The organism is Streptomyces sp. NPDC093252, assembly GCF_040683675.1.
In the GTDB taxonomy this organism is placed as follows: domain Bacteria; phylum Actinomycetota; class Actinomycetes; order Streptomycetales; family Streptomycetaceae; genus Streptomyces.
Genome location: NZ_JBFBEM010000004.1, coordinates 395,610 through 410,656, shown reverse-complemented (window position 1 = coordinate 410,656; position 15,047 = coordinate 395,610). Strand labels below are relative to the sequence as shown.

The window sequence follows — 15,047 nt, the reverse complement described above, 5'->3', positions numbered from 1 at the left end:
TGTACCTGTACCTGTACCGGTTCAGCCGCTGTGGACCGTCACCCCGTACAGGGAGTACCCCCAATCGGTGGCGCGGTCCTGGAACTGGAGGCGGACGTACCGGGCGGGCACGGCGTCGAAGCGGGCGGTGTCGAGGCCGCCGTCCCCGGCGGTGGTGGACCAGGCCGTGGTCCAGCGCTGTCCGTCGGTGGAGAGTTCGACGCGGTAGGCCCTCCCGTACGCGCGCTCCCAGTCGAGGGTGACCCGGCCGACGCGGTGGGTGGCGCCGAGGTCGAGGCGCAGCCACTGGTCGTCGCTCCAGTCGCTGGCCCAGCGGGTGCCCGGGTCGCCGTCGACGGCCCGGCCGGGGGCGTAGCTGGTGAACGGGTGCCACTCGGCGGAGCTGGCGGTCGCCGCCGCGCCCCGGGCGAGATCGGTGCCGGAGGCGTGGGACTCGGTGGCGCCCCAGGTGCCGAGATAGCTCTCCGCGCCGCGGAAGAGGTCGTCCACCACGTCCTGGCCGCCGGTCAGCCGGATGTCCTCGATCCAGTCGGGGACCAGGCCGTAGTGGGCTGCGCCGTCGGTGTTGAGGTCCCAGGTGCGCTGTCCGGTGGTCTGGCGGTCGATGACGGAGCCGCCGTCGGTGCTGGTGAAGGGGTAGCGGACGGGGTGGGGGGTGTCGGCGCCGCGCGGGGCGGGCCAGCCGCCGACGCCGTTCATGTCGGTGCCGTAGCCGTAGCCGACGCCGTACTTCTCGCGCAGGGCGTCGGTGCGTTCGGCCTCGGCGCTGAACGCCTCGGAGCCGTTCATGTACTGGGCGATGAACCCGCCGAGTCCGTAGACGCGTTCGGTCCAGTTGAGGTCCATCCAACTGTGGGAGGAGAGGACGCCCGGGTAGGACTCGGCCTCGAAGAGGTCGAGGACGCGGCCGGTGGCCTTGACGCTCATGTGGTCGACTTCGAGCATCATCTTGCGGTCCATCATCCCGCGTACGGCGTACTCGCCCAGCGCGGTGAGGCCGCGGACATTGCACTGCGCGTTCTCGTCGTAGGCGGGGACCTCGACGCCCGCGGGGAGTTCGTCCTCGGCGGCGGGGGCGGCGGTCAGGCCGATGGGGTTGTCGTGCTGGGCGCCCGCGCACTTCTCGGTGCGCCAGAAGGTGCCGGTGGACAGGAACTGGCCGACGTTGATGGCGGTGCCGAGGGCGCCCTCGTCGAAGCGGACGCCGCACAGCGCGTTGTCGAACTTGTGGCACAGGAACATGCTGCGTACCCCGAGCCCGTACAGCTCGTCCAGCCCCTTGTCGATGTCCTCCTTGCTGCACTGGGGGACGTCGAGGATCATCTTGCATCCGAACGGCTCGGAGGTCTCCACCCCGAGGATCACGGCGAGCTTGCCCTGCTCGATCACCTGGCGGGCCTGGGCGCTGTCGGTGACGATCCGGAACCAGCCCTTGCCCGGTCCGCCGTACATGTAGTCCACGAAGTCCTGGAGGTCGTAGGTCAGTTGCGCCTGGAGGCGGATGGAGGTCATCTCGTCGCAGGAGCGGTCCTTGAAGAAATAGACCGAGCAGATCACCCCGTTGGTGACCAGGTCGTTGACCATGACCCGCTGGCCGCCGCGCCAGGCGCGCTCGACCCAGGCGTAGTAGTTCTGCTGGTGGGTGAGGGAGTCGTACGCGGGCCAGTCGGCGAAGGTGGGCCAGCCGTCCGGGTCGTGCTTGCCGTCGCCGCCCTTGGTGATGAAGTCGAAGAGGGCGAGGGAGCCGTCGGGGTAGTGCTCGGGGCAGTCCTTGAGGGCGTCGGCGATACCGGCCCCGGAGAAGGGCTTCCCGCAGATCAGCCGACCGCCGAACGCCTCGTTGGACATCAGGTGGTTGTGCGCGTCGACGAAGCCGCGGACCTCGCCGTCGGCGGTGGTGCCGGTGAAGGGCGCGCCGGTGACATTGATCGCGGAGTCCGGGGCGGGGCGGGCGGCGGGGTTCCACCAGTCGTCGCCGGCCGCGGAACTGGGCGTCGGGCCCAGGGCGAACGCCAGCACGAAGAGCAGCAGCGGGATCAGCGTCAGCCTGGTGCGGCGCCGGTCGGGGTGGGGGCGGCGGGCCACGGGCACGGGTCACATCCCTCGGTCAGCGGGACGGCACGGTCGACGCGCCCGGCGGCGCGGGCGCGTGTGCCCTCCCCCGGAACGGGGTTGTCATGACCGGCGCAAGGTGTGGCACGAGGATCGCTACTGGCGGGTCACGAGTCAAGAGGCGGTACGGGAGAACCTACTCGGCGGTACGCAGGGATGGGTTCCGGTCCGGGTCCGGGTCCGGGTCCCGGTCCGGGTCCAGCCGTGCCGACGCCAGGTCCGTGAGGATCGCGGTCACCGTCTCCTCGGGGGTCAGCGCCGTCCGCCACCAGCGCGGAGATCGAGTGGCGCAGCCGCAACCGGGCGCGGGAAACGAGTTACCGGGGCACAGGCTCCCCGTCCCACGGACTCCCCGGGGTAGGGGTTCCGGGCGGAGGCGTTCCAGGTGGCGGCCGGTGGGCTCGGGCGGCGGGGCGAGGCAACGGCGGGGGGCGGGCGCGCCGCGCGCGCCCCGGCCCGGCGGGGGCGGTGCCGTCCCCTCGGGTCAGGGGCGGGGCCGGAGTTGGTTCAGGATCGTGGGGTCGGTGATGGCGCTGTCCGCGGCCAGCAGGAACGCCTTGCTGAGGATCAGGGAGAGCCGCTCGTCCTCGAAGGGCAGGAAGAGGGTGCCGGGCGGTCTTGTGGTGCCGGGGACGATGCAGAGATAGGTGTCGTCGGGGTCCATGAGGATGTTGGCCGAGCCAAGGTGGACGCGGTAGGTGCGCAGGTCGCCCCGGACGGTCAGGAAGCGGCCGTCGAGGGTGCAGCGGCCGGCGATCCGCAGCTTGGGCAGGATCCGGGCCAGGGCTTCGCGGCGCACCTCGGCGGTGGCGGTCAGCTCGCCGAAACCGGCCGCGCGCCGGTAGGCGGTGTGGCGGTCCTCGCCCCGGTCGGTCCAGTCGGGGTCGGCGGCGATGGAGGTGACCGCGACGAAGAGATCGACGTCCCGCATGGCCTCGCTGAAGACCAGCGGGGGCACCTCGGCCAGCGGGACCGGTTGCCAGGTGCGGCCGTCGCGGCGCTCGAAGCGGACCTGGTCGGTGGTGGCGTGGGCGGGCGCGTGGCCGTGGCCGTCGTCGGCGGCCGGTTCGTGGTGGAGGCCCGCCCGCCAGCGGCCGTCGGCGGACTCGCGCAGGGCGAGCCCCTCGCCGCCGCCGTCCCAGCGGCCCAGGAAGTTCGCCCGCCAGCCCCGTTGCTTGAACAGGGCGTAGAGCCGCGGGTAGTGCACGATGTGCGCGGCGAACCGGTTGGAGTAGGTCCCGGTGGCCAGCTCGGCCGGGGTGAGCGGATAGATCTCCCGGTACGCCTGCTTGAACGGCTGCCGCAGCCGCTCGGCGACCAGCCGCTCCCGCCACGCCGCAATGTCGTCCGCCGTGGCCCGCACCGGGTGCCACAGCCGGACGGCCACGGGCCGCCGCTCGTCCGGGCCGGGCTCGGTCAGGGGCGCCACCGGCTGCCAGACGCCGTCGGGGTCGCGGAACTCCCGGATCAGGGCGCGTACGACGGTGCCCGTGACCGGGTGGTCCCGGTAGTGGCGGCACCAGTCGTCGTAGGGCCACTCCCGGCCTGCGGCGAGCTGTGCCTCGATCCTGGCCCGCTCCCCCGACAGGGTGCCGCGTACCTCCTTGGCCAGGTCCTTCAGCTCCTTGAGCCGCTCGGGGTGGCCGTCCCTGAGCGCGGCGGGGGCCGTGCGGGAGGTGGCGCCGCCGGGCGCGGTGAAGGTGAGCCGGACGGTGGCCGCGTCCTCGATCAGCAGCCGGACCCGGTGGCCGCCCAGCGTCCAGTCCCGTGAGCCGTCCGGCCCGAGTCCGTGGTCGGGGACGCCCCGCTCGATGAGCTGCTCGGCGGTGAGGCCCTGTTTCCCGGCGGCGGTGATCAGTGCGGCGTCGATGCGCTTGCGCAGGCCCTGGTGTGTGATCCGGTCCCGGAGGTGGCGCAGGGTCTCCAGGGCGGTGGGGTCCCCGATGTCGCCGAGGGCGTTGATCGCCGTACCGGCGAGGGCGGGGTCCTGGCTCACCGGGGCGCCGCGGCCGGAGCCGGTGCGCAGGGCGAGGGTGCCCAGGTGCCAGACGGCCGCCGGACCGCCGGTCCACGCCGCCGCCCGGACGACACCGCGGGCCAGGTCGGCGCCGCTCTCCTCGACCAGGACGTGGGGGTGCCGGGCGGGGGCGCCCGGGCCGGGGGAGGCCGGGTCGGTTCCGGCCGGGCCGGGGGCGGCCGGGCCGGGGGCGGCCGGGTCGGTGGCGGTGCAGGTGCCGCCCACGCACACCGGGTCGCCCTCGGCCAGTGCCCCGAGGACCTCGCCGAGCAGTTCGCGGGCCCCGGCCGCGTCGACCAGCGCGGTGCTGGTCCGCCGCCGGCGCTGGGTGGGGCGGGCGCCCGCCGGGTCGGCCAGGTCCCTGACCAGTTGGGCGAACTCCGGCGAGGGCTCCTTGCGGGCCCGGATGTCCAGGGCGGCGGCCCAGGGGGCGCCGGGCGGGATCAGTCCGTCGGCGACGACGGTCTCGTCCACGTCGGCGATCAGCTCGCGCAGCCGGTGGGCGGGGGCGGCCGGTTCGCGCGCGGCGCCGGTCTCCATGGCCCGCGCGTGGGCCTGCCGCAGGCGGGGCAGGAGCGCGCGGCGCCCGTCGGCGTCGAGCAGGTCGGCCGCGTCCAGCGCGTGGTGCAGGGTGTCGGAGATCAGGGTGAGCGTCTCGTGCTCCCCGGCGCGCACCAGCAGCACGGCGACCTCGTCCGGGGTCCAACCGCGGATCCGCTCGGCCAGGGGCCGGATCTCGTCGCGGTGGTCCCACAGGATGTCGTCCCAGCCGGCGGCCAGCACGAGGGTGATGACGGCGGCCCTGCCGTCCTCGTCCCCGCAGGCCGCGAGCCGTCCGTTGATCCGGGCCCGTATCGCGGCCCCCGCCCCGCCGTCCGGCCGGTACCCGGCCCCCGCTGTGTCGTGGTACGCGGCCCGTTGCCGCTCCAGCAGGTCGACCAGCCAGCGGCTCCGGTCGAGCGCGGCGAGGCGCACCCCGTCGAGCGGGTCGTTCGTACGGGACGCGGCCACCAGGCTGTCGTAGAGCATGGGGAGATAGTGGCAGGGGGGACTGACAATGCGGTCCGGCCAGGGGTGGTGTCCGTCGGCGGGGAGGTGGGGGTCCGTCAGCTCGGGCCGGGTGCCGGGCTCCTGGGGTCGTGGTCGCCGGGGTTCACGGGGGCCGGGGTGTCGTCCCCGCCGAGCAGCGCCCCGGCGACACCCCGCCGGGGCGGTCCCATGCGCAGGCCGAAGTCGGGGCAGGGAAGGGGGTCCGCCGGGTCGGGGTGGGTGCGCAGGCCGTCGAGGAGGAGGCGGAGATAGCGGCGCCACAGGTCCGGCTGGCCGGTGCGGTCGGTCACGGCGGCCAGCATCTGCTGGACCAGCATCAGGTCCCAGGGCTCGGCGTCGGGCCGCAGCACGCCCTGCGCCTTGGCGCGTGCCACCATCAGATCGATCTGGTGCCGGATCCGCTCCTGGAACTCCCGCTCCCCCGGCATCGCGTCCCCGGCGCCGAAGAGCACCTCGCGCACCCCCCGGTCGAACGCCTGGAGCTCCGCGACCCGTGCCATCTGTGTCGCGAGCCCGCGCCAGGCGTCGGTGTCCTCCGAGCCCTCCCGGGTGGCCTCCTCGATCCGGGCGAGCATGTCGTCGAAGAGGGCGTCGATCAGGGCCTGCTTGTTGCGGAAGTGCCGGTAGGCCGTGCCGACGCCGAGGCCCGCGCGGTGGGCGACGTCGTCCAGGGTCGCGCGCAGTCCGTGGTCCTGGAACACCTCGCGGGCGGCGACCAGCAGCTTGCGGCGGTTCGCCTCGGCGTCACGCCGCTTCCGGGGGGCGTCCGGCGGGGTCATCGGCGGCTTCCTCTGCTCGACGTCATCATGGGTTCGACCTGCCATCCGGCCGGTTCCTCACACAGCCTACCCCAAATGGAGATACTACCTCCGGTTTGCCGCATCCGGGTCACCATGGCGAGAAGCACTCCCCCTCCGTGCCGTGACACGGCAGTGTGTGCCGTGAGAAGGTACGAATGCGGGGGCGGGAGCGAGGGAGTCGACGAGGATGCAGAACGTTCTCAACGCGTTGCGGGTGCTGGAGGAGGTCGCGATACGGCAGCCGATCGGGGTCGGTGAGCTGTCCCGCGTCCTGGGCATGCCCAAGAGCACCGTGCAGCGGGCGCTGCGGACGCTGCACGAGGCGGGCTGGATCCGCCCGGCCGGCGGCGAGCTGACCCGCTGGGCGGTCACCACCAAGGCCCTCGACGTGGGCCGCCACGCCAGCGGCGACCTCGGGCTGCGGGACGCGGCCGTCCCGGTGATGGAGGAGCTGCGCCGCCGCACCGAGGAGACCATCCACCTCACGGTCCTGGAGGGCGACCGGATGGTCCTGATCGAGCGCCTGGAGACCACCAAGCCGGTCCGCACCAACATGTCCCTCGGCCACGCGCTCCCGATGCACGCCTCCGCCAACGGCAAGGCGGTCCTGGCGAGCGGCGCCCCCGGGGCGGTCGACGCGCTGCTCGCCGGGGACCTCCCGCGCTTCACCGACACCACCATCACCGACCCCGACGGGCTCCGCACCGAACTGGACCTGGTCCGGGCCCGGGGCTACGCCGTCAACCGGGGCGAATGGCGCTCCGACGTCGGCTCGGTCGCCTCCGCGGTCCTCGGCGCCGACGGTGAGCCGGTGGCGAGCCTCAGCGTCAATGTCCCGATGAGCCGCCTCACCGACGAGACCGAGGCGACCTTCGCGGCGGCGGTCACCGAGGCGGCCCGCACGCTGTCGGCGCGGCTGGGGCATCTGCCGTAAGGGCGGACCGGGCGCGGGCGCCCGGCATCCCTGCTCCCGGCGCCGCCCCCCGGCCTGCGCCAGTCGCAGCGCGGTGACGGAGCCGCCGTATCCGGTGCCGACGACGAGGGCTTCGACCCGGGCGCCGGGTTCGATGACCTGGGCCCGCGGCCGTGCTCAAGGGTTCTGCTGATATCCAGTGGAGAAGTGAAGTCACGAGATACCGGCAGGTAATTTCAGGGCTTTCCGATCCCCGCCGCCCAGGGATAGGTCAACTGCACCGAGTTCAGCGGCGCACCGGTCAGACCCGGCTTCAGATAAAGGGGATTGAAGGGGGTGTAGAGCGGAATCCAGACCGACTGCTCCACCGCGATCTCCTGCGCCCGGGAGATGAGTTCCGCGCGGCGGCCGGTGTCCGCGGTGGCTTTCGCCTCGTCGATCAGCCGGTCGAACTCCGGGTCGGAGAACCCGGCGAAATTGAAGGTGTCGCCGGTCCTGAGGTACTGGTAGATCGCGGTCGGGTCGGGATAGTCCGCCTGCCACAGCGAGAACAGCATGTCGATGCCCTCCCGGGCCTTCGCGTCGCTGTAGAGGGCGTTGTAGTTGTCGGCGGGCAGGGTCTTGATGTCGACCTTCAGCCCGATGGCCTCCCCGGCGCGCTTGACCTCCGTACCGATGACCGGCATCTCCGACTGGGAACCGGTGACCGCGATGGTGATCGGCTCCGCCGGGGCACCGGCCTCGGCGACCAGCTTCTTCGCCTCCTCCACCGGCCCGCCCGGCTCCGGCAGCGCCTCGTACGCCGCCTTCAGCTCCTTCTGCGCGTAACCCCAGGTGCCGGGGGCGGCGGGCGCCTTGAGGGGTTCGGCGGCCCCGGACACCGCCGCCGAGATGATGCCCTCGCGGTCGATGGCCAGCGACAGCGCCCGGCGGATCCGGACATCGGCGAGCGGCCCCTTGAGGTCGGTGACCATCCCGACGTAACTCCCCGAGGTCCGGCCGAAGTACAGCGACTCCCCTTCCGGGGCGGCGGTGCCGCCCTGCGCCAGCAGCTTGCCGTAGCCCGACGCCGGGACGAACCAGGAGCCGTCCAGCTCCCCCGCGAGCATCGCCGTGGTCCGGGCGGCGGGATCGCGGATGAACTCGAACTCCACCTTCCCGGGCTTCGCCGCGCGCGGCCGGTCCCAGTAGCCCTCGTGGCGCTCGATGGTGATGGACTCGCCCGCCGACCAGTCGGCCAGCGCGAACGGGCCGGTGCAGTCGATGCCGCCGTCCGGGCGGCCCAGCCGCTCCCCCGCCCGCTCGGCCTGAGCCCTGCCGACGATCCGCCCGGCCGGGGTCGCCATCGCCTGGTTGAACTGCGCGTCCGGCGTGCTCAGCCGGACCGTGATCCGCCGCTCGCCCGTCGCCTCGATCGACTTGACGTTCTGATAGACCGCGTCGTGGTAGGAGCCCAGCTTCTTGTCGAGATTGCGGCCCAGGCTGTACGCCACGTCCTCGGCGGTCAGCTCCGCCCCGCTGTGCAGGGTGACCCCGGGCCGCAGCTCGTACACCCAGGTCAGCGGGTCCGGGTTGGACCAGGACGCGGCCAGGGACGGCTTCAGGCTCAGATCGGGGTCGATCCTCAGCAGGCTCTCGCAGACGTTCGCGAGGACCTCCATCGGCGGGAAGTCATTGCTGTAGATCGGGTCCAGCGACGACGGCTCGGCGTACAGCGCCCATCTCAGCGTCTCGACCCCGGACGTCGCCGGGGGCATCGACTCCGTCAGCTCCGGCGTACCGGTCCGGCCGCCGCCCGCGCCCTCCACCCCACCACAGGCGGACAGCGCGAGCGCCGTACAGGCGGTGAGGGCGACGAGGACGGAGGTACTACGGGTAGTGGGAGTAATGCGGGTAGTGGGGGTCCGGTGGGTGCTGTGCGTACTACGGGTGCTGCGGGTGCTGCGGGTCCGGTGGGACATGGTGGTGGCTCCAGGGGAGAGGGGTACGGGGGCGGCGGGGGCGGCCGGGGTCAGCGGGCGGCGAGGAAGTCGCGCCGGGCCCGGGACACCTCGGCCGGGTCCCAGCCCAGCCGCGGCACACTGGACAGCAGCAGCCGGGTGTAGGGGTGTTCGGGGTGGTCCAGCACCTCGGCGGTGCTGCCGCTCTCGATCACCGCGCCCCGGAACATCACCACCACGTCCTCGGCCACCCAGCGCACGACCTCCAGGTCATGGCTGACGAAGATCAGGGCGACCCCGGTGTCCCGGCGGATCTCGGAGAGCAGATTCAGGATCTGCGCCTGGATCGACACATCGAGCGCGGCGACCGCCTCGTCCAGCACCAGCACCCTCGGATCGGCGGCCAGCGCGCGGGCGATGGCGACGCGCTGCCGCTGCCCGCCGGACAGCTCCCGGGGCAGCGCCGCCGCCTCCCGGGTGCCGAGCCCGACCTGCCCGAGCAGTTCCGCCCGGCGCGCCGCGCGCCCCCCGCCGTCCAGATCTCCCCGGTGCAGCCGCAGCACCTCGTCGAGAGCGTCCCCGACGGTCTGCCGGGGGTCGAGACTCTGGTAAGGGTCCTGGAAGACGAGCTGGACGGTCCGGGCCCGGTGCCGCCGGGCCGCCCGGCTGCCCCCGGTGCCGGTCTCCGCCCCGTCGAACAGGACCCGGCCCGCGTCCGGTTCCTCCAGCCCGACGATCAGCCGGGCGGTGGTGGTCTTGCCGGAGCCGGACTCCCCCACGATGCCCAGCGAGCCGCCCGCCGGCACCTCGAAGGAGACCCCGTCCACGGCGACGACCCGGCCGCGGTCGTAGGTCTTGCGCAGCGACTCGACCCGGACCACCGGGGTCGTGGGCGGGGTCGGGGTCGGGGTCGGGGTCGGGGTCGAGCTGGAACGGGCGGCGGCGTCGGTCATGACCGCGCTCCCTTCTTCGTGAGCGGGTCGGAGGAGGACACCGGGCGCTCGGGAGGCGCTGAAGCCGTCGGGGACACCGGGGGCTCCGGGGATTCCGGGGACACCGGGGGCTCCGGGGGCGGGGCGGAGGGCTCGTCGGCGAGATGGCAGCGCACCGCGCGCCCGCCGTGCTCCCGGTTCTCCGGGGCGGCCTCGTGGCAGGCGTCGGCGGCCCGGGGGCAGCGGGGCGCGAACGCACAGCCGCCCGCCACCTCCGACAGTCCGAGCGGACGCCCGGAGACCGTTTGGAGTTCGGCGCGGCCGGGGGCCGGGCGGGCGGCGAACAGGGCGGCGGTGTAGGGGTGCCGGGGCGCGCGGGCGAGGTCGGCGGCGGAGGCGGACTCCACGATGGACCCCGCGTACATCACATGGATGCGGTCGCAGCAGGAGACGGCGAGATCCAGGTCATGGGTGACCAGGACGATGGACAGGCCCCGGTCGCGGCGCAGCCGCAGCAGGATCGACATGATCTCGGCCTGGGTGGTGACATCGAGGGCGGTGGTGGGTTCGTCGGCGAGCAGCAGCCGCGGTTCGCTCGCCAGGGCAGCGGCGATCATCACCCGCTGGAGCATGCCGCCGGACAGTTCGTGCGGGTACTGGCGCAACTGCCGGGCCGGGTCGGGCAGTCCGACCTCGGTGAGCAGCGCGGTGGCGGTGCGGGTGGCCTCCGCCCGGGACTGGCCCCGGTGCAGGCGCAGCCCCTCGGTGAGGAAGGTGCCGATGCGCTGGAAGGGGTTGATGTGGGCCCGGGGGTCCTGGAAGATCATCGACGCGGTACGGGACCGTACGTCGGCGAGGTCGCGCGGCGAGGCACCGAGGACGTCCCGGCCGCCGACCCTGACCCGGCCGCCGACCTCGGCGTGTTCCGGGGTGAGGCCGACGGCGGTGCGCAGGGTCATGGACTTGCCGGAGCCCGATTCCCCGACCAGGCCGACGATCTCGCCCTCGGCGCAGCTCAGCGAGACCGAGTCCAGGATCGGCTTGCGGTCCCGGCCGCGCCGCACGGCGAGGGACAGCCCTGCCACGTCGAGCATCGCGGTGTGCGGCGGGGCCGTCGGGGTGGGTGCCGCGGGGCTCATCGGAGGGGCCTTTCGCCGAGGGGCTTGCGGAGGGGGGTGCGGAGGGGCTTGCGGAGGGGGGTGGGCTTGGGGGGCGGGGTGGGTGCGGGGTGCTGGGTCGTCGCCGTGGGCGGGGCCGTCGCCTTGCGCGGGGTCGCCGCCATGCGCGAGGTCATCGCCATGCGCCGAGTGCTCGCCGTGCGCGAGGCCGTCGCCGGGCGCAGGGCCGTCCTCGTGCGCGAGGCCGTCGCCATCGCCATGCGCCGAGTGCCCGCCGTGCGCCACGCGCCCGTCATGCGCCACGCACCCGTCATGCGCTGGGCGGTCGCCGTACGCGAGGCGGGCGGTGTGCGCGGGACGGGTGTCGTGCGCGGGAGGCTCGTCGTACGCGAGGCGCGCGTCGAGCGCCGGGCGGCTGTCGTACGCGAGGTGGGTGTCGTACGCGAGGTGGGCGTAGAGCGCCAGGCGGCTGTCGTACGCGAGGTGGGCGTCGAGCGCCGGGCCGTCGCCGGGCGCCGAGGGCCCGTCCTCCCCCGGGCCCTCCTGCGCGGCGCGCTCCTCATCGGTCCGCCCTTCTGATGCGGTCCGCCACCCCTTCGCCGATCAGGCTGAAGGCGACGACCGCGAGGACGATGAGGACGCCGGGCGCGAGGGCCGACAGCGGCGCGCCCTGGAGCAGGGCCACCTGGCCCTCGGAGATCATCGCGCCCCAGTCCGCCTGGGGCGGCTGGACGCCGAAGCCGAGGAAGGACAGTCCGGCGAGGTCGATCATGGCGTAGCCGAAGCACAGGGACGCCTGGGCGAGGACCATCGGGGCGATGTTGGGCAGCAGATGCCGGACGATGATCGCGGGTGCGGAGAACCCCTGGATCTCCAGGGCGCGGATGTAGGGGCGATGGCGTTCGCCGAGGGCGGCGCTGCGGGTCATCCGGGCCATGTAGGGGGTGTAGGCGATGGCGAGGGCGAGGACGGTCGCCTTGAGTCCGGCGCTGAGGACCGCCACCAGCAGGATCGCGAGGAGGACCCCGGGGAAGGCGAAGATCAGCTCGATGGCCCGGGAGAGCACGGTGTCGACCCAGCCGCCGCGCCAGGCGGCGACAACGCCGATGGTGACGCCGAGCAGGGTGGCGCCGGTGACGACACCGAGCGGGCCGAGCAGGGAGGTGCGGGCACCGTGGATCAGCCGGGACAGCACATCGCGGCCGGACTGGTCGGTGCCGAGGAGATGGTCGGCGGTGGTGCCCTGGAGGCTGTCGGAGAGGGAGACGGCGTCGGGGTCGTGCGGGGCGAGCCAGGGGGCGAACACCGCGACCAGCACGAACAGGGCGAGGACCGCGACGGACAGGGTGACCGAGAGGCTCCCGCCGACGCGCCGGGGCCAGATCCGGCGGCGGACCAGCGCGGTGCCGTTCTTCCCGCCGTCCGGGGTGCCGGTGCCGTCCTTCGGGTCGGCCGGGACGGACCCGGCGGGGGTGTCGGTGACGGCCGGCATCAGGCGCCCACCTTTCCTCGGACCCGCGGATCCACCAGCGGGTGCAGCAGATCGACCAGCAGATTGCACAGGGCGAAGACGCCGACGATGATCAGCACGATCGCCTGGGTCACCGGGAAGTCCTTGGCGTTGACGGACTGCACCAGCAGGGAGCCCATGCCGTTGAGGCCGAAGGCGGTCTCCACCAGGGTGGTGGTCACCAGCAGCCCGGAGACAACCAGTCCGGCGAGGGTGACGACCGGGACCAGGGCGTTGCGGAAGGCGTGCCGCCAGATGACCCGGCGCTGCGGGATACCCCGGACGCGGGCGGTCTCGACGTACTCCTTGCGCAGTTCGGCCAGCATCGAGGAGCGGGTGGCGCGGGCCACCAGGGCGGCCGAGGACAGGGCGAGGGCGACGGCGGGCAGGGTGAGGTGCCACAGTCTGCCGGTGAGGCCCTCTCCGGCGCCGAAGGCCGGGAACCAGCCGAGGGTGACGGCGAACAGTGAGGTCAGCCCGATCGCCAGCACGAAGGACGGGGTGCCCATGACGACGGTCGTGGCGATGATGGCGGCCCGGTCGGTCCGGCCGCCCCGGACCGCGGCGAGGACGCCGATGAGGACGCCGGAGACCAGGATCAGCACGAAGGCGTAGCCGACCAGGGTGACGGTGGTGGTGATCCGGGAGCCGATCAGATCGCCGACCGGCTGGCGGAACTGGAGGGACTGCCCGAAGTCCCCGGTCAGGATGCCCCCGAGCCAGGACAGGTACCGCTCGAAGAAGGGGTCGTCCAGGCGGTACTGGTCGCGGATGGCCTGGAGGGTGTCGGCGGTGACCGAGTTGCCCCGGGCGAGGAACGACTCCGGTGAGCCGGGCGCCAGATACATCGCGGAGAAGACGATGAACGAGGTCGCCAGCATCAGCAGGGCCAGCGCCGAGAGCCGTTTGGCGAGCGTGATGAGAACACCGGGCAGCCCGCCCGCCGCGCCCTTCACGAGGACGCCCCGAGGTCGGCGGCCCACGGGTAGTGGAGCTGCATGTACGAGGCGGGGGTGCCGGTGAGGCGCTGGTTGAGGAAGAGGGTGTTGTAGGGGGCGTAGAGGGGGATCCAGGCGAGGTCGTCGACGACGATCCGCTGGGCGGCGGTGACCAGGTCGGCGCGGCGGTCCGGGTCCTGGGTGCGCCCGGCCTCGTCGATCAGCCGGTCGAACTCGGGGTCGGAGAAGCCGGAGAAGTTGTAGAAGTGGCCGGTGCGGAAGTACTGGTACATCTGGAGCGGGTCGGGGAAGTCGGTGCCCCAGCCGGTGAGGTAGAGGTCGATGCCCTTGCGGGCCTCGGGGTCGGTGTAGACGCCGTTGTACTGGTCGGCGGGGATGGCGCGGACCTCGACATCCAGGCCGATCTTCTTCGCCGCGGACTGGATCTCGGCGCCGATCACCGGGACCTCGGCCTCGGCGCTGGTGGTGGCGACGACGATCGGTTCCTTCGGCGCTCCGGCCTCGGCGACCAGGCGCTCGGCGGCGTCGAGGTCGCGTTCGGTGACATCGAGCCCGTCCCAGGCGGTGCGGTAGGTGTCCTCGGCGTAGCCCCAGGAGCCGGGGACGGCGGGCGCCTTCTGGGGCTGCCCGGCGCCGCTGATGACGGAGTCGATGATGCCCTGGCGGTCGATGGCCATGGACAGCGCCCGGCGGATGCGGACGTCCTTCAGGGGGCCCTCGGCGTCCATCACGATGGCGTGGAAGCCCTGGGTGGACTCGCCGTAGTAGACGGTGCCCTTGCCGCTGGAGGTGAGGCGGTCGAGGGCGGACGGCGGGAGGAACCAGCTTCCGTCGAGGGAGTCGGAGAGCAGTCCGCTCACCAGGGCGGCGGGGTCGCGCACGAAGCGGAACTCGACCTCCTTCGCCCGCGCCCGGTGATCGGCGTCGAAGTAGTCGTCGTCGCGGGTCAGGGTCATCGACTGGCCCTTGTCCCAGGCGCTCAGCTCGAACGGGCCGACGCAGTTCACCCCGCCGCCGGGCGTGCCGTACTCCTTGCCCTTGGCGGTGACGGTGGCCTCGCTGTCGACGATCCCGGCGGGGCTGCTCAGATACGAGGTGAACAGGGCGTCGGGCTGCTTGAGGGTGACGGTGACCTCCAGCGGGCCGGTGGCCTTCACCGAGGTGACGTTCTCGTAGGCGCCGGACCAGTAGGAGCCGGCCTCCGGGTCGAGGTTGCGGTTGAGGCTGAACGCCACGTCGTCGGCGGTGAGCGGGGTGCCGTCGTGGAAGGTGACGCCCTGGTGGAGGGTGAAGACCCAGGTCTTCGGGTCGGGGTTGGTGAACGACTCCGCGAGCGCGGGCTGTACCGACAGATCGGGGTCGAGCCGGAAGAGGCCCTCGCAGACATTGGCCATGATCTGCCCGGTCTCGAAGCTGGCGTTGTAGATCCAGTCGAAGGACGCGGGTTCGGCCGACACGGCCCAGGTGATCCGGTCGACGGGGCCGGCGGGCTTCGGGGTCAGCCCGGTGACGGAGACCCCTTTGGCGCGCGCCGGGTCCGAGGTGTCCGGGGCGGCGCCGGAGCAGGCGGTGAGCAGCAGCGCCCCGGCGGCCAGCGAGACGGCGAGGCGTCCGGGGCGCGGCGGGACGGGGAGGGCGTTCAAGGGTGGTACCTCCGCGAGGGATTCGGGGTCACGCAGGGCGCGTGGGCCCGCAG

Annotated in this window: 11 protein-coding genes; 2 read left to right on the top strand and 9 right to left on the bottom strand. The window is 73.3% G+C overall.

What is annotated here, in order from left to right:
- Positions 1 to 21 precede the first annotated feature (21 nt).
- The 3 genes from AB0O01_RS10690 to AB0O01_RS10680 form a co-directional block, all read right to left on the bottom strand.
- Positions 22 to 2,091 carry a discoidin domain-containing protein gene (locus AB0O01_RS10690; RefSeq protein ID WP_365312135.1) on the bottom strand — a complete coding sequence of 690 codons (2,070 nt, stop codon included), beginning with the start codon at positions 2,089 to 2,091 and terminating at the stop codon, positions 22 to 24.
- Positions 2,092 to 2,596: 505 nt separating this feature from the next.
- The gene (locus tag AB0O01_RS10685; RefSeq protein ID WP_365312133.1) at positions 2,597 to 5,158 is read right to left on the bottom strand and encodes a DUF4132 domain-containing protein; all 2,562 of its coding nucleotides are present in this window, start codon (positions 5,156 to 5,158) and stop codon (positions 2,597 to 2,599) included.
- 77 nt (positions 5,159 to 5,235) lie between these two features.
- The gene (locus tag AB0O01_RS10680; protein ID WP_365312132.1) at positions 5,236 to 5,958 is read right to left on the bottom strand and encodes a TetR/AcrR family transcriptional regulator; all 723 of its coding nucleotides are present in this window, start codon (positions 5,956 to 5,958) and stop codon (positions 5,236 to 5,238) included.
- 208 nt (positions 5,959 to 6,166) lie between these two features.
- Between AB0O01_RS10680 and AB0O01_RS10675 the strand changes: the two genes are divergently transcribed.
- Positions 6,167 to 6,913: an IclR family transcriptional regulator gene (locus AB0O01_RS10675; RefSeq protein WP_365312130.1), complete on the top strand. Its 747-nt coding sequence runs from the start codon at positions 6,167 to 6,169 to the stop codon at positions 6,911 to 6,913.
- Between the two features lie 215 nt (positions 6,914 to 7,128).
- Here AB0O01_RS10675 and AB0O01_RS10670 read toward each other — a convergent pair whose 3' ends face one another.
- From AB0O01_RS10670 to AB0O01_RS10660, 3 genes are read right to left on the bottom strand one after another with little or no spacing between them, the layout of a single operon-like run.
- Positions 7,129 to 8,853, bottom strand: coding sequence for an ABC transporter substrate-binding protein (locus tag AB0O01_RS10670; RefSeq protein ID WP_365312128.1), 1,725 nt, complete (start codon positions 8,851 to 8,853; stop codon positions 7,129 to 7,131).
- Positions 8,854 to 8,903: 50 nt separating this feature from the next.
- Positions 8,904 to 9,785, bottom strand: a complete 882-nt coding sequence (locus tag AB0O01_RS10665) for an ATP-binding cassette domain-containing protein (RefSeq protein WP_365312127.1) — start codon at positions 9,783 to 9,785, stop codon at positions 8,904 to 8,906.
- A complete protein-coding gene (locus tag AB0O01_RS10660) occupies positions 9,782 to 10,903 on the bottom strand; it encodes an ABC transporter ATP-binding protein (RefSeq protein WP_365312126.1) in 1,122 nt (373 codons plus the stop codon). Before AB0O01_RS10660 ends, AB0O01_RS10665 begins: the two co-directional genes overlap by 4 nt.
- Positions 10,904 to 10,969: 66 nt before the next feature.
- Here AB0O01_RS10660 and AB0O01_RS10655 point away from each other — a divergent pair, with 66 nt between their 5' ends.
- Positions 10,970 to 11,461, top strand: a complete 492-nt coding sequence (locus AB0O01_RS10655; protein WP_365312124.1) for a hypothetical protein — start codon at positions 10,970 to 10,972, stop codon at positions 11,459 to 11,461.
- On the opposite strand, the gene AB0O01_RS10650 is transcribed toward AB0O01_RS10655, so the two are convergent.
- The 3 genes from AB0O01_RS10650 to AB0O01_RS10640 are packed head-to-tail and all read right to left on the bottom strand — an operon-like array spanning position 11,442 to position 14,994.
- Positions 11,442 to 12,374 (bottom strand): ABC transporter permease, encoded by a 933-nt coding sequence (locus AB0O01_RS10650; protein ID WP_365312122.1) that lies wholly within the window; start codon positions 12,372 to 12,374, stop codon positions 11,442 to 11,444. The two genes, AB0O01_RS10655 and AB0O01_RS10650, sit on opposite strands and share 20 nt — an antisense overlap.
- Positions 12,374 to 13,375 carry an ABC transporter permease gene (locus tag AB0O01_RS10645; RefSeq protein WP_365312120.1) on the bottom strand — a complete coding sequence of 334 codons (1,002 nt, stop codon included), beginning with the start codon at positions 13,373 to 13,375 and terminating at the stop codon, positions 12,374 to 12,376. Before AB0O01_RS10645 ends, AB0O01_RS10650 begins: the two co-directional genes overlap by 1 nt.
- Positions 13,345 to 14,994 carry an ABC transporter substrate-binding protein gene (locus AB0O01_RS10640; protein WP_365312118.1) on the bottom strand — a complete coding sequence of 550 codons (1,650 nt, stop codon included), beginning with the start codon at positions 14,992 to 14,994 and terminating at the stop codon, positions 13,345 to 13,347. Before AB0O01_RS10640 ends, AB0O01_RS10645 begins: the two co-directional genes overlap by 31 nt.
- Between the last annotated feature and the right edge of the window lie 53 nt (positions 14,995 to 15,047).

Bases quoted from the DNA above. Each gene is read 5' to 3' on its own strand.
- AB0O01_RS10685 (WP_365312133.1), bottom strand. From the start codon at position 5,158: ATGCTCTACGACAGCCTGGTGGCCGCGTCCCGTACGAACGACCCGCTC.
- AB0O01_RS10680 (WP_365312132.1), bottom strand. From the start codon at position 5,958: ATGACCCCGCCGGACGCCCCCCGGAAGCGGCGTGACGCCGAGGCGAAC.
- AB0O01_RS10675 (WP_365312130.1), top strand. From the start codon at position 6,167: ATGCAGAACGTTCTCAACGCGTTGCGGGTGCTGGAGGAGGTCGCGATA.
- AB0O01_RS10670 (WP_365312128.1), bottom strand. From the start codon at position 8,853: ATGTCCCACCGGACCCGCAGCACCCGCAGCACCCGTAGTACGCACAGC.
- AB0O01_RS10665 (WP_365312127.1), bottom strand. From the start codon at position 9,785: ATGACCGACGCCGCCGCCCGTTCCAGCTCGACCCCGACCCCGACCCCG.
- AB0O01_RS10660 (WP_365312126.1), bottom strand. From the start codon at position 10,903: ATGAGCCCCGCGGCACCCACCCCGACGGCCCCGCCGCACACCGCGATG.
- AB0O01_RS10650 (WP_365312122.1), bottom strand. From the start codon at position 12,374: ATGCCGGCCGTCACCGACACCCCCGCCGGGTCCGTCCCGGCCGACCCG.